Source organism: Streptomyces sp. CB02980 (assembly GCF_014451325.2).
Lineage (GTDB): Bacteria > Actinomycetota > Actinomycetes > Streptomycetales > Streptomycetaceae > Streptomyces.
Genome location: NZ_JACSCH020000002.1, coordinates 405,984 through 422,587, shown reverse-complemented (window position 1 = coordinate 422,587; position 16,604 = coordinate 405,984). Strand labels below are relative to the sequence as shown.

Genomic DNA, 16,604 nt, shown 5'->3' with positions numbered 1-16,604 from the left:
GAACAGGATCTGTCATGACGTCGATCGCATCGGTCCACGGACCCGAAGACCTGCGCGCGCTCACCCTCCCGCAGACCGAGGAGCTCGCCGCGGACATCCGGCGCCTCCTGGTCGAGGAGGTCACCCGCACCGGCGGCCACCTCGGCCCCAGCCTCGGCGTCGTCGAGCTCACCCTCGCCCTGCACCGGGTCTTCGAGTCCCCGCGCGATCAGATCCTGTGGGACACCGGGCACCAGACCTACCCCCACAAGATCATCACCGGTCGGGCGGCCGCCTTCGGCACCCTGCGCCAACCCGGCGGACTCTCCGGCTACCCCTCCCGCGCCGAGTCCGCGCACGACCTCATCGAGAACTCCCACGCCTCCACCGTCCTGTCCTACGCCGACGGCCTCGCCAAGGCCCACCGGCTGACCGGCGCCACCGACCGCGCCGTCGTCGCCGTCATCGGCGACGGCGCCCTCACCGGCGGCATGGCCTGGGAGGCCCTGAACAACCTCGCCGACGGCGCCGACCGCCCGGTGGTCGTCGTCCTCAACGACAACACCCGCTCCTACGCCCCCACCGTCGGCGGCCTCCCCGCCCACCTGGCGCAGCTGCGCACCGAGGACCGCCCCCCGCACTCCGTCTTCGAGAACCTCGGCCTCGCGTACGTCGGACCCGTCGACGGACACGACATCGCGGCCCTCGAAGAGGCCCTGCGCCACGCCGCCGGACTCGGCCGGCCCGTCGTCGTCCACTGCCTGACCGAGAAGGGCCGCGGCCACGCCCCCGCCGAACAGGACGAGGCCGACCGCTTCCACGCCGTACGCCCCCGCCCCGCCGCCCGGACCGCGCCGCGCCCCGCCCCGGAACCCGCCTGGACCGACGTGTTCGGCGAGGAGCTCGCCGAACTCGGCGCCCGGTGCCCCGACGTGGTCGCCCTCACCGCGGCCATGCTCGCCCCCACCGGCCTCACCGCCTTCGCCGAGCGCTTCCCCGACCGCACCTTCGACGTCGGCATCGCCGAACAGCACGCCGTCACCTCCGCCGCGGGCCTCGCCCTCGGCGGACTCCACCCCGTCGTGGCGGTGTACGCGACCTTCCTCAACCGGGCCTTCGACCAGTTGCTGCTCGACGTCGCCCTGCACCGCGCCCCGGTCACCTTCGTCCTCGACCGGGCCGGCGTCACCGGCGACGACGGCGCCTCCCACAACGGCATGTGGGACCTGTCGCTGTTCCAGATGATCCCCGGCCTGCGCGTGGCCGCCCCGCGCGACGCCGCCACTCTGCGCCGCGCCCTGCGCGAGGCCCTCGCGGTCCAGGACGGGCCCACCGCGCTGCGTTTCCCCAAGGGCTCCGCGGGCCACGACATCCCCGCCGTCGCCACCCTCGACGGCATGGACGTCCTGCGCCGCGCGGACTCGGATGCCCGGGACGTCCTGCTCGTCTCCGTCGGCGCGATGGCCGGGGTCTGCCTGGAGGCGGCCGACCGCCTCGCAGAGCACGGCTTCGGCGTCACCGTCGTCGACCCGCGCTGGATCGCCCCCGTCCCCGCCGCCCTCGTGGAGCTCGGCCTCGGGCACTCGATGGTCGCCACGGTCGAGGACGGCGGCCGCAGCGGCGGCGCCGGGGCCGCGATCGCCCAGGCCCTCGCCGACGCGGGCGCCCGCACCCCCGTCCGTACCTTCGGACTGCCCCAGCGCTTCCTGGACCACGGCCGTCGCGAGGACATCCTCGCCGCCCACGGCCTGACCGGCCGCCACATCGCCCGCGCCGTCGTCGAGGCCCTCGCCGGCCGCGACGACTCCGTCTCGATCGGCGACCTGGCAGCGCAGCCCGTCGGCGCCGATCAGTGAACAGCCCGGCCCTCACCCGTACCAGAGCAGGAGACACCCCATGACTGTCGCGCTCGGCATCCCGTCCATGCCCGCCCCGGTACTCGGCGCCCGCCGCCCCACCCGCCAGCTCCAGGTCGGCAAGGTCGGCGTGGGCAGCCGGTCCCCGATCTCGGTGCAGTCCATGACGACCACCCTCACCTCGGACGTCAACGCCACCCTCCAGCAGATCGCCGAACTCACCGCCGCGGGCTGCGACATCGTGCGGGTGGCCTGCCCCTCCCAGGACGACGCGGACGCGCTGGCCGCGATCGCCGCCAAGTCGCCGATCCCGGTGATCGCGGACATCCACTTCCAGCCGCGTTACGTCTTCGCCGCCATCGAGGCGGGCTGCGCCGCGGTGCGCGTCAACCCCGGCAACATCAAGAAGTTCGACGACCGGGTCAAGGACATCGCCCGGGCCGCCAGGGACCACGGCACCCCCATCCGCATCGGCGTCAACGCCGGCTCCCTGGACGCCCGGCTGCTGAAGAAGTACGGCAAGGCCACCCCCGAGGCCCTGGTGGAGTCGGCGCTGTGGGAGGCGAGCCTCTTCGCCGAGCACGACTTCCACGACCTGAAGATCTCCGTGAAGCACAACGACCCCGTCGTCATGGTCCGCGCCTACGAACTCCTCGCCGAGGCCTGCGACTACCCCCTGCATCTCGGCGTCACCGAGGCCGGTCCGGCCTTCCAGGGCACCGTCAAGTCCGCCGTCGCCTTCGGTGCGCTGCTGCGCCAGGGCATCGGCGACACGGTCCGGGTCTCGCTCTCCGCGCCTCCGGTCGAGGAGGTCAAGGTCGCCACCCAGATCCTCCAGTCGCTCAACCTGCGCCCGCGGAAGCTGGACATCGTCTCCTGTCCGTCCTGCGGCCGCGCCCAGGTCGACGTCTACAAGCTCGCCGCCGAGGTGAGCGCCGGCCTGGAGGGCATGGAGGTCCCGCTGCGCGTCGCCGTGATGGGCTGCGTCGTCAACGGCCCCGGAGAGGCCCGCGAGGCCGACCTCGGCGTCGCCTCCGGCAACGGCAAGGGCCAGATCTTCGTCAAGGGCGAAGTCGTCCGCACCGTACCGGAGTCGAAGATCGTCGAGACTCTGATCGAGGAGGCGCTGCGGCTCGCCGACGCCTTCGACACCACTGCCCTCGGCACGGGCATGCCCGAGGTGATGGCCGTGGGCTGACGCCGTGCACAGGGGCCCAGCCGCCGTCGCCCAGCTGGGACACGACCGCGGACAGCACCCCCGAGGACCATGAAGGGCCCTTCGACGTCAGGTGCGACTCCACGGAGGCGGGCCGCTCGCGCCGACGACAGCGAACAGCTCCCGGCACGGCCGGGCGGCGGCGGGGACGCCGAAGGGCCCACGGCTCCCGAGCCGCGGGCCCTCCTCCGGTGCCAGAAGCGGTGGTGCGTCGGCTACGGGGCGGCCGGCAGGTCCGGCGTCGGTGATCGGCGGCCGGTTCGTCGTGAAGCGCCGCGCGGTCAGGTGCTCTTGCTAGCCGAGTTTGCGGTATACGTCTCCGTCGAAGACGGTGTCGTAGATGTTCCAGCCGCCGCTGATCTTGTTTCCTCCGGCGCCGGCTGTCCAGTGGGCTGTGCCTTGCTGCCATCCGTCGTGGCGGTACCAGTGCAGGTCTCCGTTGGGCTTGATGGCGTAGATTCTGCCTTCGATGCCGCCGAAGACGGTGTTGTAGATGTTCCAGCCGCCGCTGATCTTGTTTCCTCCGGCGCCGGCTGTCCAGTGGGCTGTGCCTTGCTGCCATCCGTCGTGGCGGTACCAGTGCAGATCCCCGTTGGGCTTGATGGCGTAGATCACGCCCTCGCTGCCGCCGAAGACGGTGTCGTAGATGTTCCAGCCGCCGCTGATCTTGTTTCCTCCGGCGCCGGCTATCCAATGGGCTGTGCCCTGCTGCCATCCGTCGTGGCGGTACCAGTGCAGATCCCCGTTGGGCTTGATGCCGTAGATCACGCCCCCGCTGCCGCCGAAGACGGTGTCGTAGATGTTCCAGCCACCGCTGATCCTGATTCCTCCGGCGCCCGCTGTCCAATGGGCAGTGCCGTGCTGCCATCCGTCGTGGCGGTACCAGCGCAGATCCCCGTCGGGCTTGATGCCGTAGAGCGAACAGCCCACGGGGCGGGCGACCATGAGGGGTTGCTGTTGGGCAGGCGCGACGGTGTACTCGATCTTGTAGGTGCCTTCGGGGGAATCCGGGCTATGCGCCCACTCGGTGGCTCCCAGCTGAAAATCCTGTGCGGGATGAAGAGTGGTCTCGAGTCTCGGGAGAACATCGTTGGCTGACAGGGAGTCATGCTCGTACCCGCTGGCTGAGATGCTTATCGTCCCGTTGGGGGCGATTCGAACATTCGGGAAGACAAGCCCGAGCTGATAGTCCGTGTTGTCTTTCACCTCGTCGTGATCCCAGGTCTGCTGCTGACCATTGACGATGAACTTCATATGCCATTCTGCGGACGACCCTGGCTCATCGGTGGTGTTGACGCTGGAGTCGATCACGCCGATCTTGTTGAGTGTCACTGTTGCATGGGTTACTGCCATGGCTAACCACTCCCTGCGATCAGAAACCGCATGGCGATTGCACGCGTGCATTCCGAGCCGGGCGGTCGGTGGTAGCGCGTGACAGCCGGCGCGAAGAATTCCGTACCGCATGGCGCCGCCCCACCAGGCACCTGGCACTCGTGTTGCCACTGGGTCCTTCCCCCACCACCACCATGCGCTTGCCGGAAGCCTCCTGCAACGGCAGCCGCGGCTGATACCGAGGAGGACTCGTCGAGGTGCACCAGCTCTGCCACCGGCCACAGTTCCGGCTGACCTGCCGGACCTGCCGGACCTGCCGGGACGACGGGCGGCCCTTCGTCGGCGACTCTGAGACCGGGCCTTCCCGGCGGGCGATCGAATCCGACCTGTCGATCTTCGCGATCGGGTGACGTGCCACGTGGGCGGTCGCCGTCGAGCCGGGCGGCGAGATCAGGTACGGCGCACCGGGATCGCCGAACTTGTCGGCGACCTCCTCACGGGCCGGCCGCAGGGCATGCCGCTGATGCTCGCAAGGAACGCCCGGACCCCGGCGCCCAGTTGCGCTGCACCGACGCCGACGGCCTTCGGCCGGCCGCGTTCGCCACCGATACCGCCGGCGTCCCGATCGCCGTACTCGAACCGCGGCACCGCCGACGGCCCCGCGCCGAGGACCGCATCCGGGCCGCCGCGCCACACCCGTGCATTCCCGAGGAAGTCGCGCTCAACCCAAGGCCATTACCCACCTGAACGTGCTGCCCGAGGAGAACTCCTCCGTGCTGCGCCAGGCCCTCGACAGCAGGTGTGCCGGCGCGGGTGGCGTACTTCGCCCGCCATTCTCGGCATGTCTGCCGAGTGGGGGATCGGGTAAGGACGGCAGGTCCCCTTGTCGACTCGGCACCGCGATGGCCTTGGTGCCGCGATGGACGGCGGCGACTGTGAAGGCGGTGCGACCGAAGCAGGCACCGGAACGGGCCGGGGACGGGCTGTCCGGCAGGACCGGGACGGCGAGGGTGACGCCGAGGCCTGCTTGATGGCCACGATCAGCTCGGCGGATGGGCAGCCGGAGTCCGGAGAGTGCTCTGCGGCAGCAGGTTGCGCGCGGCGAGACGGTGCTGATCGACTGGGTCATCTCCGCGTCGGTCACGGTGGCGTGGGTGGCAGGTGCGTCGTGGTTCCACCGCGCTACTACGAGATCTCGGCTCGCGCATTTCGGGGGTACGACGATAATTGAAGGAGAGTCCCCTGCCGCTTGGTCGGCGCTCGGGCGCTCTCTGCGGGGGCAGGTCATACGAGTGACTGCATAGCGTCGCCCCTGACTTCCATGGCATCCGATGTTCTCACGCACGAGCGATGTCGCCACGCCGGAACGGCGCCGGGCAGAGATGCCATCCGAAGGGCTTCACCGGCTCGTTGCCTCTGGCCATCGACAGGCGCGGACGCGGTTCGGAAAGGTTATGTGATGTCAGATCGCATCCTGTATTACAGCGCGTCCAAGGGGCGTGGGGTCATCGGTACTGTCGACAGCAACAATGTTCTGAAGGATGTCACGGTCATCCCGGCTGGTTCGTTCGCCAAGGACTGGACGCAGATTACGGCGCTGAGTGGTGACCGGATTCTGTATTACAGCGCGTCCAAGGGGCGTGGGCTGATCGGCACCATCGACAGCAGCAATGTTCTGAAGGATGTCACGGTCATCCCGGCTGGTTCGTTCGCCAAGGACTGGACGCAGATTACGGCGCTGAGTGGTGACCGGATTCTGTATTACAGCGCGTCCAAGGGGCGTGGGCTCATCGGCACCATCAACAGCAACAACGTCCTCCAGGATGTCACCGTCATCCCCGACGGATCTTTCGCCAAGGACTGGGAGGAGATCATCTTCCTGCGTCCGCCGGGTAGGCCGTCATACCCGTGGGCCTTCCTGCTGGTCCAGTTCAGTGATGCCACGACCCCGACGCCCTTCACTCGTGAGCGCTTCGAAGAGATGTGCACGACCGCGGGCGCGGGCAAGTTCAACCTGGTCGACTTCTACCGGGACATGTCCCACGGGAATCTCGACCTCAGCACCTCACGCGTGCTCGGCTGGCACCGGCTCTCCCAGAAGGAATCCGACTACGTCGGGTCAGGAGGCAACCCGCAGGGACGCAGGGACCTGATCACCTGGGCGCGCCAGGCCGTGCTCAACGCGGGCGAGAATCTGGCGCCCTATGCGAACCGGATCTTTGTCGTCACCCATCCCCCCACGGACCTCTTCGGCATCCCGGAGGGCGCGGTTTCCGGCGACGGCAGGGATTCGCAGGGGATGACGTCGCTGGCCCCGAGTCTCGTCGGACACGAGATGGGGCATGTCCACGGTCTCGACCACTCCTGGGGCGGAGGTTACGAGTACGGGGACCACTGGGACGTCATGAGCAACCGCACCCCCTATATGGCGCCGCATCCCGTCTATGCGGAGCTGGACAGCGCCGGGCGGCCGATCTGGCGGATCGGTCCCGGTCTGAACGCCGCCTCCATGTGGGGCAAGGGCTGGCTCGACATGACGCGCGTCTGGCAGGCGGGAGCCACGGAGTCCGACGTGCTCGTCGACCTGCGACCGCTCCACCGGCATGACCTTCCTGGCCACCTCTGCGCGCGCGTCGGCCCGTACTTCTTCGAGTTCCGTGTCAAGGAACGCTGGGACGCGGCGATTCCGGAGCCTTGCGTTCTGGTGCACGAGCTCACCTACAGCAGGTCGTTCCTCCTCACCGCGACCGAGAGCGGCGGTCGGCAGGACCTCCGGGAGGGCGACGAGTTCCTCCGCGGGGACCCCGACGATCCGACGGGGTCGGCTCCTCTGATTCGGGTGAAGGTGCTGGACATCGACGCCGCCGCGCGGACGGTGCGGCTCAGTGTGACGCAGCGGCCGGATCTCCGGTTCATGGCCGGACCCGAGACACGGCTCTTCGGGGCGGAAGGCGTGGACGGTGGGCTGATCGTCATCGGTGGGAAGGTCGTGGACGTACCACCCGGCTCACCGCTCTCCGCCACGATCGAGGAGATCGCTCAGCAGCTCCAGGAGACAGGGGTGGCCCCCTCCGCGGACGGCGACGGCTATCTGCACCGGGACCTCCTGCGCGCGATTGCCTCCTTGACGGACCTCGTCTCACGGATGGAATCGCCCTGTGTGCCCCATGACCTGGTGCGGACCGACGAGGTCCCGGCGTCCTCGTCCGCCGCCGCGCACGCGGGCAGCGACTGAGGACGGCGAGCCGACGTCCTGAAGGGGAGCACGCACGCGTTCCGTCTCCGTCGCCACGTTCCGACCGGCGTTCACCGCCTACGCCGACGTCGAGCTCACGAAGGCTCGCGCCGGCGCAGGTCGGTTCGTCATCAACACTCTCGGGCCGTCGGTCGAAGCCGACGCTGCATTACGGCAGGCACTCCTGACCGGCGTGCAGCGTGGCTTGAACACCACCCGGGCGGCCGCCGGCCTCTATGCGCGCCGAAACACCGTCGAGCGGCGGGTCTCGCGCGCCAAACCTGATTATGCGTCAGGCAGGTCGCATTCGGTCAGCAGCGGTCCTCAGGTCGTTCGAGACGGAGGTCGGCTGGGCGGTGCGACGACCGCGCGACCACCTGCGGAACGCCTGACGGCGGACTCCTTTCGGGTCCGATCGATCTTCCTGGGCTTCTTGGTGTGCAACGCCCCTGTCGGTACAGTGAGCAACGCCCTTGACCTGCAAAAAGCGGGCAGGGAGCCGTCTTCCGGGAGTCCAGAATGCTGCGCACCATGTTCAAGTCCAAGATCTGACTACTTGGCGTCGCCGCAGGCCAGGGGCATCATGTGCCCCCCTCAGGTCAGCAAACGGTCAGCATGCGTCCCAGCCGTGTCCCCGCTTGCTGACCTTCGACCCGCAGCAGGCGCCTGAGCACGATTCTTGGGCTGGATCGGATGGTTCGCGACATGGCCCGACAGGACCGTTCATCTCTCACGCAATCACGCACCAGCTTGTCAGCGCCGGACAGTTCCCATGCCTTGCAGTCGTTGTACGGCTCCTGATCCCTGCGCCGGCTCCGGCGCGGGGATCACGGATTCCGGGGCCCGCCGGGTGGGGCTGCCCGGCTCTCGGCGGTGCCGGGTGGACCCGGCGAGGGCTCGCCCGCCGTGAGGTGCTCCAGGACCTCCGCCAGTTCCTGGCAGGCGCGGCGCACCGACCGGCGGGTCGCACGCTGCTCGGTGATGACGGAGGAGAGAAGCAGGGCGGTCAGGGCGGCGGAACCGTTGAACGCCTGCAGCTTGGCCATGATCTCGACGTCCGTCAGGCGGAGGAACGCGCCCCGCCCGGAGGTCGCCTCGAAGGTGGTGAGCACGGAGGCGAAGAGCGCGCACAGCATGCTTCCGGCGAGCTGGAAGCGGAGTGCTGCCCAGATCAGCAGGGGGAAGACGAGGAAGAGCATGCTCATCGGGCTGAGCACGGCGATGGGCATGAGGACCAGGGTCGTCAGCCCCAGAAAGGCCGCCTCCTTCCAGCGCCGTACCCGGAACCGTCCGGCCGGCCCCGCGAGGACGAGCAGGAGCGGGGCGACCAGCAGCACCCCCATCGTGTCGCCCACCCACCAGGCCAGCCAGACGGGCCAGAACTCGCTCTTGTCCAGGGAGCCCTTCGCCACCTGTAGTCCGACCCCCGCGGTCGCGCTGATCAGCATGGCGCCGAACCCGCCGAGGAAGACCAGGGAGAGTCCGTCCCGTAGCCGCGCCATGTCGCGCCGGAAGCCGGCCCGTCTCAGCAGCAGGAAGGCGCAGAGCGGCGCGACGGTGTTGCTCACCACGGTGACCACTGTGGTGGGCCCCGGAGCGGTGAGGGAGGTGATGACGAGGAAGGAGCCGAGGGCGATCCCAGGCCAGACCCGCGCGCCGAGCAGCAGCAGGGCGGCGACGGCGACGCCGGTGGGAGGCCAGATGGGGGTGGCCACCACGTCTTCGACGACGAGGCGCCCCATCAGGCCGAGTCGTCCGGCCGCGTAGTAGCAAACCGTCACGGCCAGCGACATCAGAGCCGCCTCCGTAGAGGGCCGGAACTGCCGAGTGTCCAACACGTCAGCCATCAGACACCGGCCGGGCCGCCACGACCGGGCAAGGACCCCTGCGTGTCGGGCGCCGCCGTACGGCACGGGCCGGGCCGGTCCGAGGACCGACCCGGCCCGAGGAGAGCCCCCTCCCCTCACTCCTCGGCCGCCGACCGCGCCGGACCGCCGTCATGGCCGACGACCAGGACGGCCGCGTCGTCCTCGTGTCCCACCGTGGCCGCCAGCTTCATGACGGCGGTGGCGAGCGCGTCGACGTCCAGCCCGGCGACGGCGGTGATCCCGGCGAGCCGCGTCACCCGGTCCAGACCCTCGTCGACGTGGAGCGAGGGCCCCTCCACCACCCCGTCGGTCAGGAGGACGAAGACACCGTCGGCGGTGAGCCGGTGGCGCGTGGCCGGGTAGTCGACGCCGCGCAGCACACCGAGCGGAGGCCCGCCCTCGCTGTCGTCGATACCGGAGCGGCCATCGGTGGTGGCCCAGATGTAGGGGATGTGACCGGCCCGGGCGCACTCCAGGGTGCCGGCAGCGGGGTCGAGCCGCAGGAAGGTGCAGGTGGCGAAGAGGTCGGCGCCCAGAGAGATCAGCAGGTCGTTGGTGCGACCGAGCAGCTCTCCCGGGTCTCCGGTGACGGAGGCCAGCGCGCGCAGTGCCACGCGGACCTGTCCCATGAAGGCGGCGGCCTCGATGTTGTGCCCCTGCACGTCACCGATGGACATGCCGATCTGCCCGCCGGGCAGGGAAAAGGCGTCGTACCAGTCACCGCCGACATTGAGCCCGTGATTGGCGGGCTCATAGCGGACGGCCAGCCGGGCGCCGGGAAAACTGGGCAGGTCCGAGGGCAGCATGTCGCGCTGCAGGGCCACGGCGAGCTCGACACGGGAACGCTGCGTCTCGGCCAACTCCCGCGCCCTGGCGGTCAGCGACCCGAGCCGGACCAGAAGGTCCTCGCTGTTGTCGGCCGGCCGTCTGCGGAACATCGATCACTCCGACGTCACGACAATCCTCGCATCACTCCGTCCCGTCTCCAGCACGCGGGACCACAGGGGACCACCTCGGTACGAACAGGTCCTTCCCCACTCTGCCCGGAGGGGACGGCGTCCGCATCTCATCGGCGGAGAACGCGGCGGCGTCCGCATCTCATCGGCGGAGAACGCGGCGGATCCCCAGCGGGGCCACCCCACACCGCCGGAAACGAACAGCGGTTCGGCGAGATCGAAGGCATCGCCCCGCCCCTGACCTCTGTCCGGACCGAGCACGCCGACGCCGCGAGACTCGCCCGGAGGTCACCCGCCGCACCCGCCGCCCGGTGCCTGCCTGACCTCGCGGCAAGGCACCGACGGCCCCAAGGACGCCGGGCACGACCACGAACCACACCCTCGTCCCCCGGGCGCGCCGGCCGGTCTCGCGGGCGCCGCTCAGCAACCTTCCGGTAGGGGATGCCTGGCAGGTACGTCCGCCACTCGGCGGGCGAGAGCGCTTCTCCGGCGCGGCGGCACACCTCGGTGACCGCCCGCGCCGGGTCGATGTCGTACGTCTGGACGGGGACGCGCGCCCCCGCCGCGTGCGGGGTGCGGCCGTCCGCGCCGAACGCGAGCGACAGGACTCGGCCTAGGCGGACAGGCATTGTGGCCCGCACTTGATCATGACGGCGGTCCGGCACTCAGCCGGGGCGCCCGAAGCCGACGAGATTCCGCGAGCGTCCACAAGGGGCTGCGCTGCGGTTAGAGAATCCCGCCATGGCAAGCAAATCCCAAGCGCGATCTACGGACAGCGCGAAGCTCCGACTGACCTCACCCCTCCGTGAGAAGCTCAAGGCAGTGGTCTTCGACGCGAACGCCTACGGTCATGCCCGGACCGATCTCGACCACCTTGAGCGCTTGGCTCAGCGACTGGCAGGCATACGCGTCGAGACCTGGGTACCCGAGCCCGTCGCGTGGGAGTGGGCTGAGCACCTGGCCAGCGACTGGCAGGTCCTGAAGAACGCGGCGTCCACCGAGCGCAAGCGACTACAGGACGCCGGCCTCAATGCCCCGCGGCGACTGGCTACGCCGACCGGGACGAAGTGATCGCGGCGGCGCTTGCCAACCTGGAGGCTCCGGGCAATGTCCGTGCGCGTCGGCACCGTCTCGCAGGTGGCCCCCGTCCCAACCAACCTGGCCGGAGGCGCTGGCCGCGGTCCTCGACACCGACCGGCGCGCCCCGCAGCACGAGCCGGCCCCGGTCTGGGGCTCCGCACACCCCCGTCGCTACCTCGGGGCCAGTGCGTCCCGCGCCGTGGCCGGCTCGAGGACGTCGCGGCCCTGGTGGCATTCCTTGTGGGCCGGTCCGCCTCTCTCGTCACGGGGCAGTCCGTCCACGTCGACGACGGCTGGCTGCTGCACTGAACACCGTCAACAAGCAAGGAGACGAACCGAAATGATCGAACGAGTCCGCGCCGTCCTCATCACCCCCGACGACACGATGCTGGTCATCCGCCGCACCCGGCCCGGCATCCCCGAGTACTGGGTCCTTCCCGGCGGCGGCGTCGAACCCGGCGACGCGACCCGGGAGGCCGCCCTCCACCGTGAGATCCACGAGGAGATCGCGGGGAAGCCCAACATCGTCCGCCTCCTCCACACGATGGAGTCCGACGACGAGCGCCAACTCTTCTACCTCGCCCGCATCGCGACCTGGTCCTTCGACGCCCGCACCGGCCCCGAGTTCAGTGCCGAAGGCCGTGGCGAGTACGCGCTGGAGGAGGTCCCGCTGACTCTGGAGGGGCTCGACGGCATCGACCTCAAGCCCGAGGAGATTACCAACGTGTTGAGGGGAGCCATCGGCGCCGGGAGCCTTGGAGCCGGGGTACCGGTCTGAGCCTGCAAGCAGATCGACATCCCGTCGGGGCCGGCTCCGAGGAGGGTCGGCCCGGACGGCGATCCCCGGTCCTACCGGGGCTTCTCGTCCTGCCCCGGCAGCAACCGCAGGGCGAAGACGGAGCCGTCGGCGTGGACGGCGACGGGGCCTCCCCAGCTCTTGTCGAAGGTGAGCCGGGGGCGGGTGTCGCGGCCGGCGTGGACGACGGCGCGGTACTCCTCGACGTCGCCCCTGGCGAGGAGACGGAAGAGTGCCTGGTCCACGCCGGAGAACGCCTCGACGCGAGGACCGTTCAGGCGGAAGACGTGGTCGGTGCCGACGTACTCGGTCCCCAGGAGCGTGTGGGCAGCGTCCTGCACACTCGTGCTGGCCGCGTGTTCGAGGCCGGTGAAGCGTTTGTGACCCTGCCGCTCGGTGAGGTGGCGGGCGGTGGCGTGGCCGGAGCCCGTAAAGGCCATGAGGCCCGCCGCGGTGGTATGCGCCAGGGACTCCTGGAACCAGGCGAAGTCCTTCGGCTGCACGTGGCAGCCCCGCACTGGATCGGGAGCCACCAGGCCCTTGGCCGGCGGGTGGATGTCCGGCATCACGTTCGCCTGCGTCGGAGACGCGTTCAGGTTCGGCTCCCGGCCCTCTGTCGGGGACAACCGGCCGCCGCTGCCCGGCGCCTCAAGGGCCTGGACGGCCATCGTGCCTCCGTCCGTCGGGATCTCCGTGCTGAACAGCAGGGCCGGGGTCTCGTTCCACGCGTGAAGCGGCGTCGCGCGGAGGGCGGACGGCGTCCGGCGCGGTTGGTTGACGGCGCGGCCGTGGAGGGGGCGGCATGAGGGACGTACAGGATGCTCCGTACGGTGACGGCGGCTGGGCCGTGCCCGGCTACGTCGCCGTCCGCACGCTCGGCGAAGGTGCCGGGGGCCGCGTCGTACTGGCGCGGCACGAGGCGACGCGCGTACCCGTGGCGATCAAGTACCTGAGCGAGCGGCTCCACTCCGACCAGGAGTTCCTGGCCCGCTTCCGCGCCGAAGCACGGCTGCTCGGCGAACTGCGGCACCCGTGCGTGGTGCGGCTGTACGAGTATGTGGAGGCCCGCCTGGGCGCCGCCATCGTCATGGAGGCGGTGGACGGGGTAAGCCTCCGCGAACTGCTGCGCGCGCACCGGGCCACCGGCCCGGAGGCGGCTCTGGTCCTGCTCAAGGGCTCGCTCCTCGGGCTCGGCGCGGCCCACACGGCCGGGGTGGTACACCGCGACTACAAGCCGGAGAACGTGCTGGTCCGCAGCGACGGTTCGAGCACGCTCGCCGACTTCGGCATCGCCGTACGCACCGGCCGCGAGACGGAGGCCGCCGGCACGCCCGCCTACATGGCTCCCGAGCAGTGGGACGGCGAGCCCGCTGGGCCCGCGAGCGACGTGTACGCCGCGGCAGCCGTGTTCTTCGAGTGCCTCACCGGCCGGCGGCCGTTCCGCGGCGACGACGTGACGGCCCTGCGGCTCCAGCACCTGCGAGCGCCCGTCGCCGTGGACGACGTACCCGAGGCGGTACGCGACCTGGTGCGCAGGGGCATGGCGAAGGACCCGGCGGAGCGGCCCGGCATCGACGCGTTCCTCGCCGACCTCGAACGCACCGCCACCGACGCGTACGGCGCGGACTGGGAGGAGCGGGGACGCCGCAGAGTCGCCGAACTCACCACCCTGCTCGCCTTGTTGTTCCCGTTCGCGACGACGTCGGCCGTCTTCGAAGCCACACCGGCGCTGACCGTACTCGGGCGGCTCAAGCCCCACATCTGGAAGGCGGCCGTCGGGGTGGCCGGGCTCGCGGTGGTCGCCGGAGGGGTGACGGTCGTGACAGCCCGTACGCCCGACACAACGACGACGACCGCCACTTCCGTACCGTCCTCGACTTTCGCCTCCGGCTCGCCTTCCGGTCCTTCCGCATCCCTCGCCCCCTCGCCGAGTGCGACCACGCCCACACCGACCGGATCACCGTCCCGCACCGCCTCGGCCGACCCCTCGCCGAGCGCCTCCCCGACCGACAACTCCACGGGCACCACTCCCCCCGTGACCACCACCCCTCCCTCAGGCGGCAAACCCGGACCAGCCCCCTCGACCCCCGCTCCGCCCCCGACGGCGAGTTCCCCCGTACCGCCGACACCGGGCACGATCACCATCGCCATCGCCTCCTTGCGCCGGGGACCGAACAGCACGCTGATCGCCGACGTGACCGTCCGTACCACGGGCACCGGGACGCTGACGCTCACCGCGGATTTCTACGCCAACACGCCCGCCGAACCCCACGGTTCGCAGAGCCGGCGGCTGTCGGGAGGCACGGAGTACTCCGTCACCTTCACGGGCGACTTCTCGAACCACCCGTGCAGAGGCACCTGGAACATCGCCGTCAGCAGCAGCCCGCAGTCCGCGAGCGGACGTCAGACGGCCTCGGCGGACGCGCCGCCGTGCTGAGCGACAGCGACCACCGAGGAGAACAGAACGCGATGACGACACCCGCGGCATCTGCGACATCGGCGACGCCCGCTACCGTCGCCGGGCGTGCCCTGTCGGACTGGTCACGTGACGGGCGGTTCGGCACCTGGCACGCCCTGCTGCCCGGCCCCGCCGGCGATCCGCCGCTCGGCGTGCTGCGGATCGACCGCGCCCTGCTCGCTCCCGAGGGTGCACGGTCACGCCTTGCGACCGCGGTGGTCGCCGTGGCGAAGCTCCGGCTGCCGGGTGTGCCGGCCACGGTCGACCTGGTGGAGGAAGCCGGGGACGTGTGGCTGATCGTCGCCCGCCCGCCGTCTCCCACGGTCGCCGATGTACTGACCGCCAACCGTGCACAGGCGGATGCGGGCAGCGCGGCGAGCATCCTCAACGAGACCGCGCAGACACTGCTCGCCCTGCACGTGGCGGGGCTCGCCCACGGATCGCTCACGTCGTACTCGCCCCGGACGGCACCGCCCTGCTCGCCGAGGTGGCGCTGAGCATGGCACTGTCCGGCACGCCGACGGCCTCCGCGTGTCACGACGACATCACCGCGTGGGCGGCTCTCGCCCGTATGCTCGGCAACGCCTGGACCGCGGTCGGCACCGAGGCAGCGGACCTGTTCGCCCGCTGCTCTGGCACCGCCGAGTCCGACGGCCTCGGAGCCGCCCGCGCGACCCTCGTCTCGGGGCGCGCGGCACTTCCCGCGGACTTCCTGCGCCGGACCGCGCTGCGCGCGGCGGCAGCCGCCGCCTTGACGGACCTCACCGTGTCGCAACCGGGCCGCAGGTGACGGGCGGTGGGGCGGCGGGCTCCGAGCCCGTCGGCCCGAAGGCGGCGGGCCGGGGAGCGATGGGTGCCGACGCGAGCGACCGAGGAGAGGCGCCCGCGCCGGAGGCGACGGGCCGCACGGCTGTGAACCGCGAGGCGCCCGGCCCGGTGACGCCCGGCTCCGAGGCCCCTGGCCCGGAGGCGAAGCACGGCGAGACGGGGGACCGTGAGCCGGGGGACCGCGCCGCGACCAGCCCCGCCACGACCGGCATCGAGGCGACCAGCCTTGACACGACCGATCCCGCCGCTACCGGCACCGAGGGGACCGACCTTGAGGCCACCGCCCTCGGCCGCCGTGGTCGGGCTTCGCGGTCCGCCGCTGCCACCGACGAGCAGGCGACCGTCCTCAGCAAGAGGAATCGCCGTCCCGGATCGTTTCCTGCCCCGGCGCCCGCCGGAGTCGGCGACCGCGACATTCTGCTGCGCTTCGGCCCCGGAGTTCCCCGCGGCGGGCAGGAAAGCCTCCGCGCCGTGTGGCCGGTTGCCGCGCCCGTCCCCAGACGCCGTCGCCTTCGCCGACGGCGAGCCGGTCGGCTCGGGGCGGCCGCGGTGCTGACCGCGCTCGCCGTCGTGCTGTGGCTGCTGCTGCGCCCGACGTCCGGCCCGACTGTCGCCACGGTCGAAGTCAAAGCACCCACGCAGCGGTTGAGCTGCGGCCAGACAGCCGACCTGATCGGCATCATGACCACCGACGGCAGTGGCGGGCCGATCACCTACCGCTGGCTGCGCAGCGACGGGCAGGAGTCAGGTGAGCTGACCCACACAGTCCGCCGCGGCGACCACAAGGTCACCGTCCATCTCCAATGGACGGTCCGCGGCCCTGGCCTGTTCCGGGGTACCGCCCGGCTCCAGGTCCTGGGCCCCGCAGGCTCACCGATCGAGGGCGAGGGCACCTTCAGCTACTCCTGCGTGTGAGGCGAGGGACGGTCGCCCAATTCACGTACGCGAGCCGTCCGCCGGTGCGGACAGCGGCCCGAAGGGCTGATCATCCGCAACGTCA

Annotated in this window: 14 protein-coding genes and 1 pseudogene; 11 read left to right on the top strand and 4 right to left on the bottom strand. The window is 70.8% G+C overall.

The annotated features are described in order from the left end of the window. The first annotated feature begins 14 nt into the window (after positions 1-14). Both E0F75_RS05520 and ispG read left to right on the top strand, forming a co-directional pair. Positions 15-1,835, top strand: coding sequence for a 1-deoxy-D-xylulose-5-phosphate synthase (locus E0F75_RS05520; protein ID WP_187621325.1), 1,821 nt, complete (start codon positions 15-17; stop codon positions 1,833-1,835). Positions 1,836-1,875: 40 nt separating this feature from the next. Then, on the top strand, positions 1,876-3,033 hold the full coding sequence (ispG, locus tag E0F75_RS05515; protein WP_187621324.1) for a flavodoxin-dependent (E)-4-hydroxy-3-methylbut-2-enyl-diphosphate synthase: 1,158 nt from the start codon (positions 1,876-1,878) through the stop codon (positions 3,031-3,033). Positions 3,034-3,345: 312 nt separating this feature from the next. On the opposite strand, the gene E0F75_RS05510 is transcribed toward ispG, so the two are convergent. Next, complete coding sequence (locus E0F75_RS05510; RefSeq protein WP_187621323.1) at positions 3,346-4,404, bottom strand: tachylectin-related carbohydrate-binding protein; 1,059 nt, start codon at positions 4,402-4,404, stop codon at positions 3,346-3,348. Between the two features lie 392 nt (positions 4,405-4,796). Between E0F75_RS05510 and E0F75_RS05505 the strand changes: the two are divergent. Together E0F75_RS05505 and E0F75_RS05500 are read left to right on the top strand one after the other, a co-directional pair. Then, positions 4,797-5,070 (top strand): annotated as a pseudogene (locus E0F75_RS05505) (IS1380 family transposase); the annotation flags it as partial. A 634-nt stretch (positions 5,071-5,704) separates the two neighbouring features. Then, the gene (locus tag E0F75_RS05500; protein ID WP_187621322.1) at positions 5,705-7,618 is read left to right on the top strand and encodes a hypothetical protein; all 1,914 of its coding nucleotides are present in this window, start codon (positions 5,705-5,707) and stop codon (positions 7,616-7,618) included. A gap of 827 nt (positions 7,619-8,445) precedes the next feature. Here E0F75_RS05500 and E0F75_RS05495 read toward each other — a convergent pair. Together E0F75_RS05495 and E0F75_RS05490 are read right to left on the bottom strand one after the other, a co-directional pair. Then, positions 8,446-9,465 (bottom strand): MASE1 domain-containing protein, encoded by a 1,020-nt coding sequence (locus E0F75_RS05495; protein ID WP_187621321.1) that lies wholly within the window; start codon positions 9,463-9,465, stop codon positions 8,446-8,448. A 116-nt stretch (positions 9,466-9,581) separates the two neighbouring features. Further along, positions 9,582-10,424, bottom strand: coding sequence for a PP2C family protein-serine/threonine phosphatase (locus E0F75_RS05490; protein ID WP_141293870.1), 843 nt, complete (start codon positions 10,422-10,424; stop codon positions 9,582-9,584). 759 nt (positions 10,425-11,183) lie between these two features. Between E0F75_RS05490 and E0F75_RS05485 the strand changes: the two genes are divergently transcribed. The 3 genes from E0F75_RS05485 to E0F75_RS05475 are packed head-to-tail and all read left to right on the top strand — an operon-like array spanning position 11,184 to position 12,300. Further along, a complete protein-coding gene (locus E0F75_RS05485) occupies positions 11,184-11,513 on the top strand; it encodes a hypothetical protein (protein ID WP_187621320.1) in 330 nt (109 codons plus the stop codon). A 36-nt stretch (positions 11,514-11,549) separates the two neighbouring features. Then, positions 11,550-11,831 (top strand): SDR family oxidoreductase, encoded by a 282-nt coding sequence (locus E0F75_RS40685; protein ID WP_374115371.1) that lies wholly within the window; start codon positions 11,550-11,552, stop codon positions 11,829-11,831. Between the two features lie 31 nt (positions 11,832-11,862). Beyond that, on the top strand, positions 11,863-12,300 hold the full coding sequence (locus E0F75_RS05475) for an NUDIX domain-containing protein (RefSeq protein WP_187621319.1): 438 nt from the start codon (positions 11,863-11,865) through the stop codon (positions 12,298-12,300). A 71-nt stretch (positions 12,301-12,371) separates the two neighbouring features. Here E0F75_RS05475 and E0F75_RS05470 read toward each other — a convergent pair whose 3' ends face one another. Then, on the bottom strand, positions 12,372-12,986 hold the full coding sequence (locus E0F75_RS05470; protein WP_187621318.1) for a hypothetical protein: 615 nt from the start codon (positions 12,984-12,986) through the stop codon (positions 12,372-12,374). A gap of 134 nt (positions 12,987-13,120) precedes the next feature. Between E0F75_RS05470 and E0F75_RS05465 the strand changes: the two genes are divergently transcribed. The 4 genes from E0F75_RS05465 to E0F75_RS05450 are packed head-to-tail and all read left to right on the top strand — an operon-like array spanning position 13,121 to position 16,519. Next, entirely contained in the window at positions 13,121-14,755 is a 1,635-nt protein-coding gene (locus E0F75_RS05465; protein WP_187621317.1) for a serine/threonine-protein kinase, read from the top strand. Positions 14,756-14,787: 32 nt separating this feature from the next. Next, the gene (locus E0F75_RS05460; RefSeq protein ID WP_187621316.1) at positions 14,788-15,273 is read left to right on the top strand and encodes a hypothetical protein; all 486 of its coding nucleotides are present in this window, start codon (positions 14,788-14,790) and stop codon (positions 15,271-15,273) included. Positions 15,274-15,275: 2 nt separating this feature from the next. After that, entirely contained in the window at positions 15,276-15,566 is a 291-nt protein-coding gene (locus E0F75_RS05455) for a hypothetical protein (RefSeq protein WP_187621315.1), read from the top strand. A gap of 59 nt (positions 15,567-15,625) precedes the next feature. After that, positions 15,626-16,519: a hypothetical protein gene (locus E0F75_RS05450; RefSeq protein ID WP_187621314.1), complete on the top strand. Its 894-nt coding sequence runs from the start codon at positions 15,626-15,628 to the stop codon at positions 16,517-16,519. The last annotated feature ends 85 nt before the right edge of the window (positions 16,520-16,604 follow it).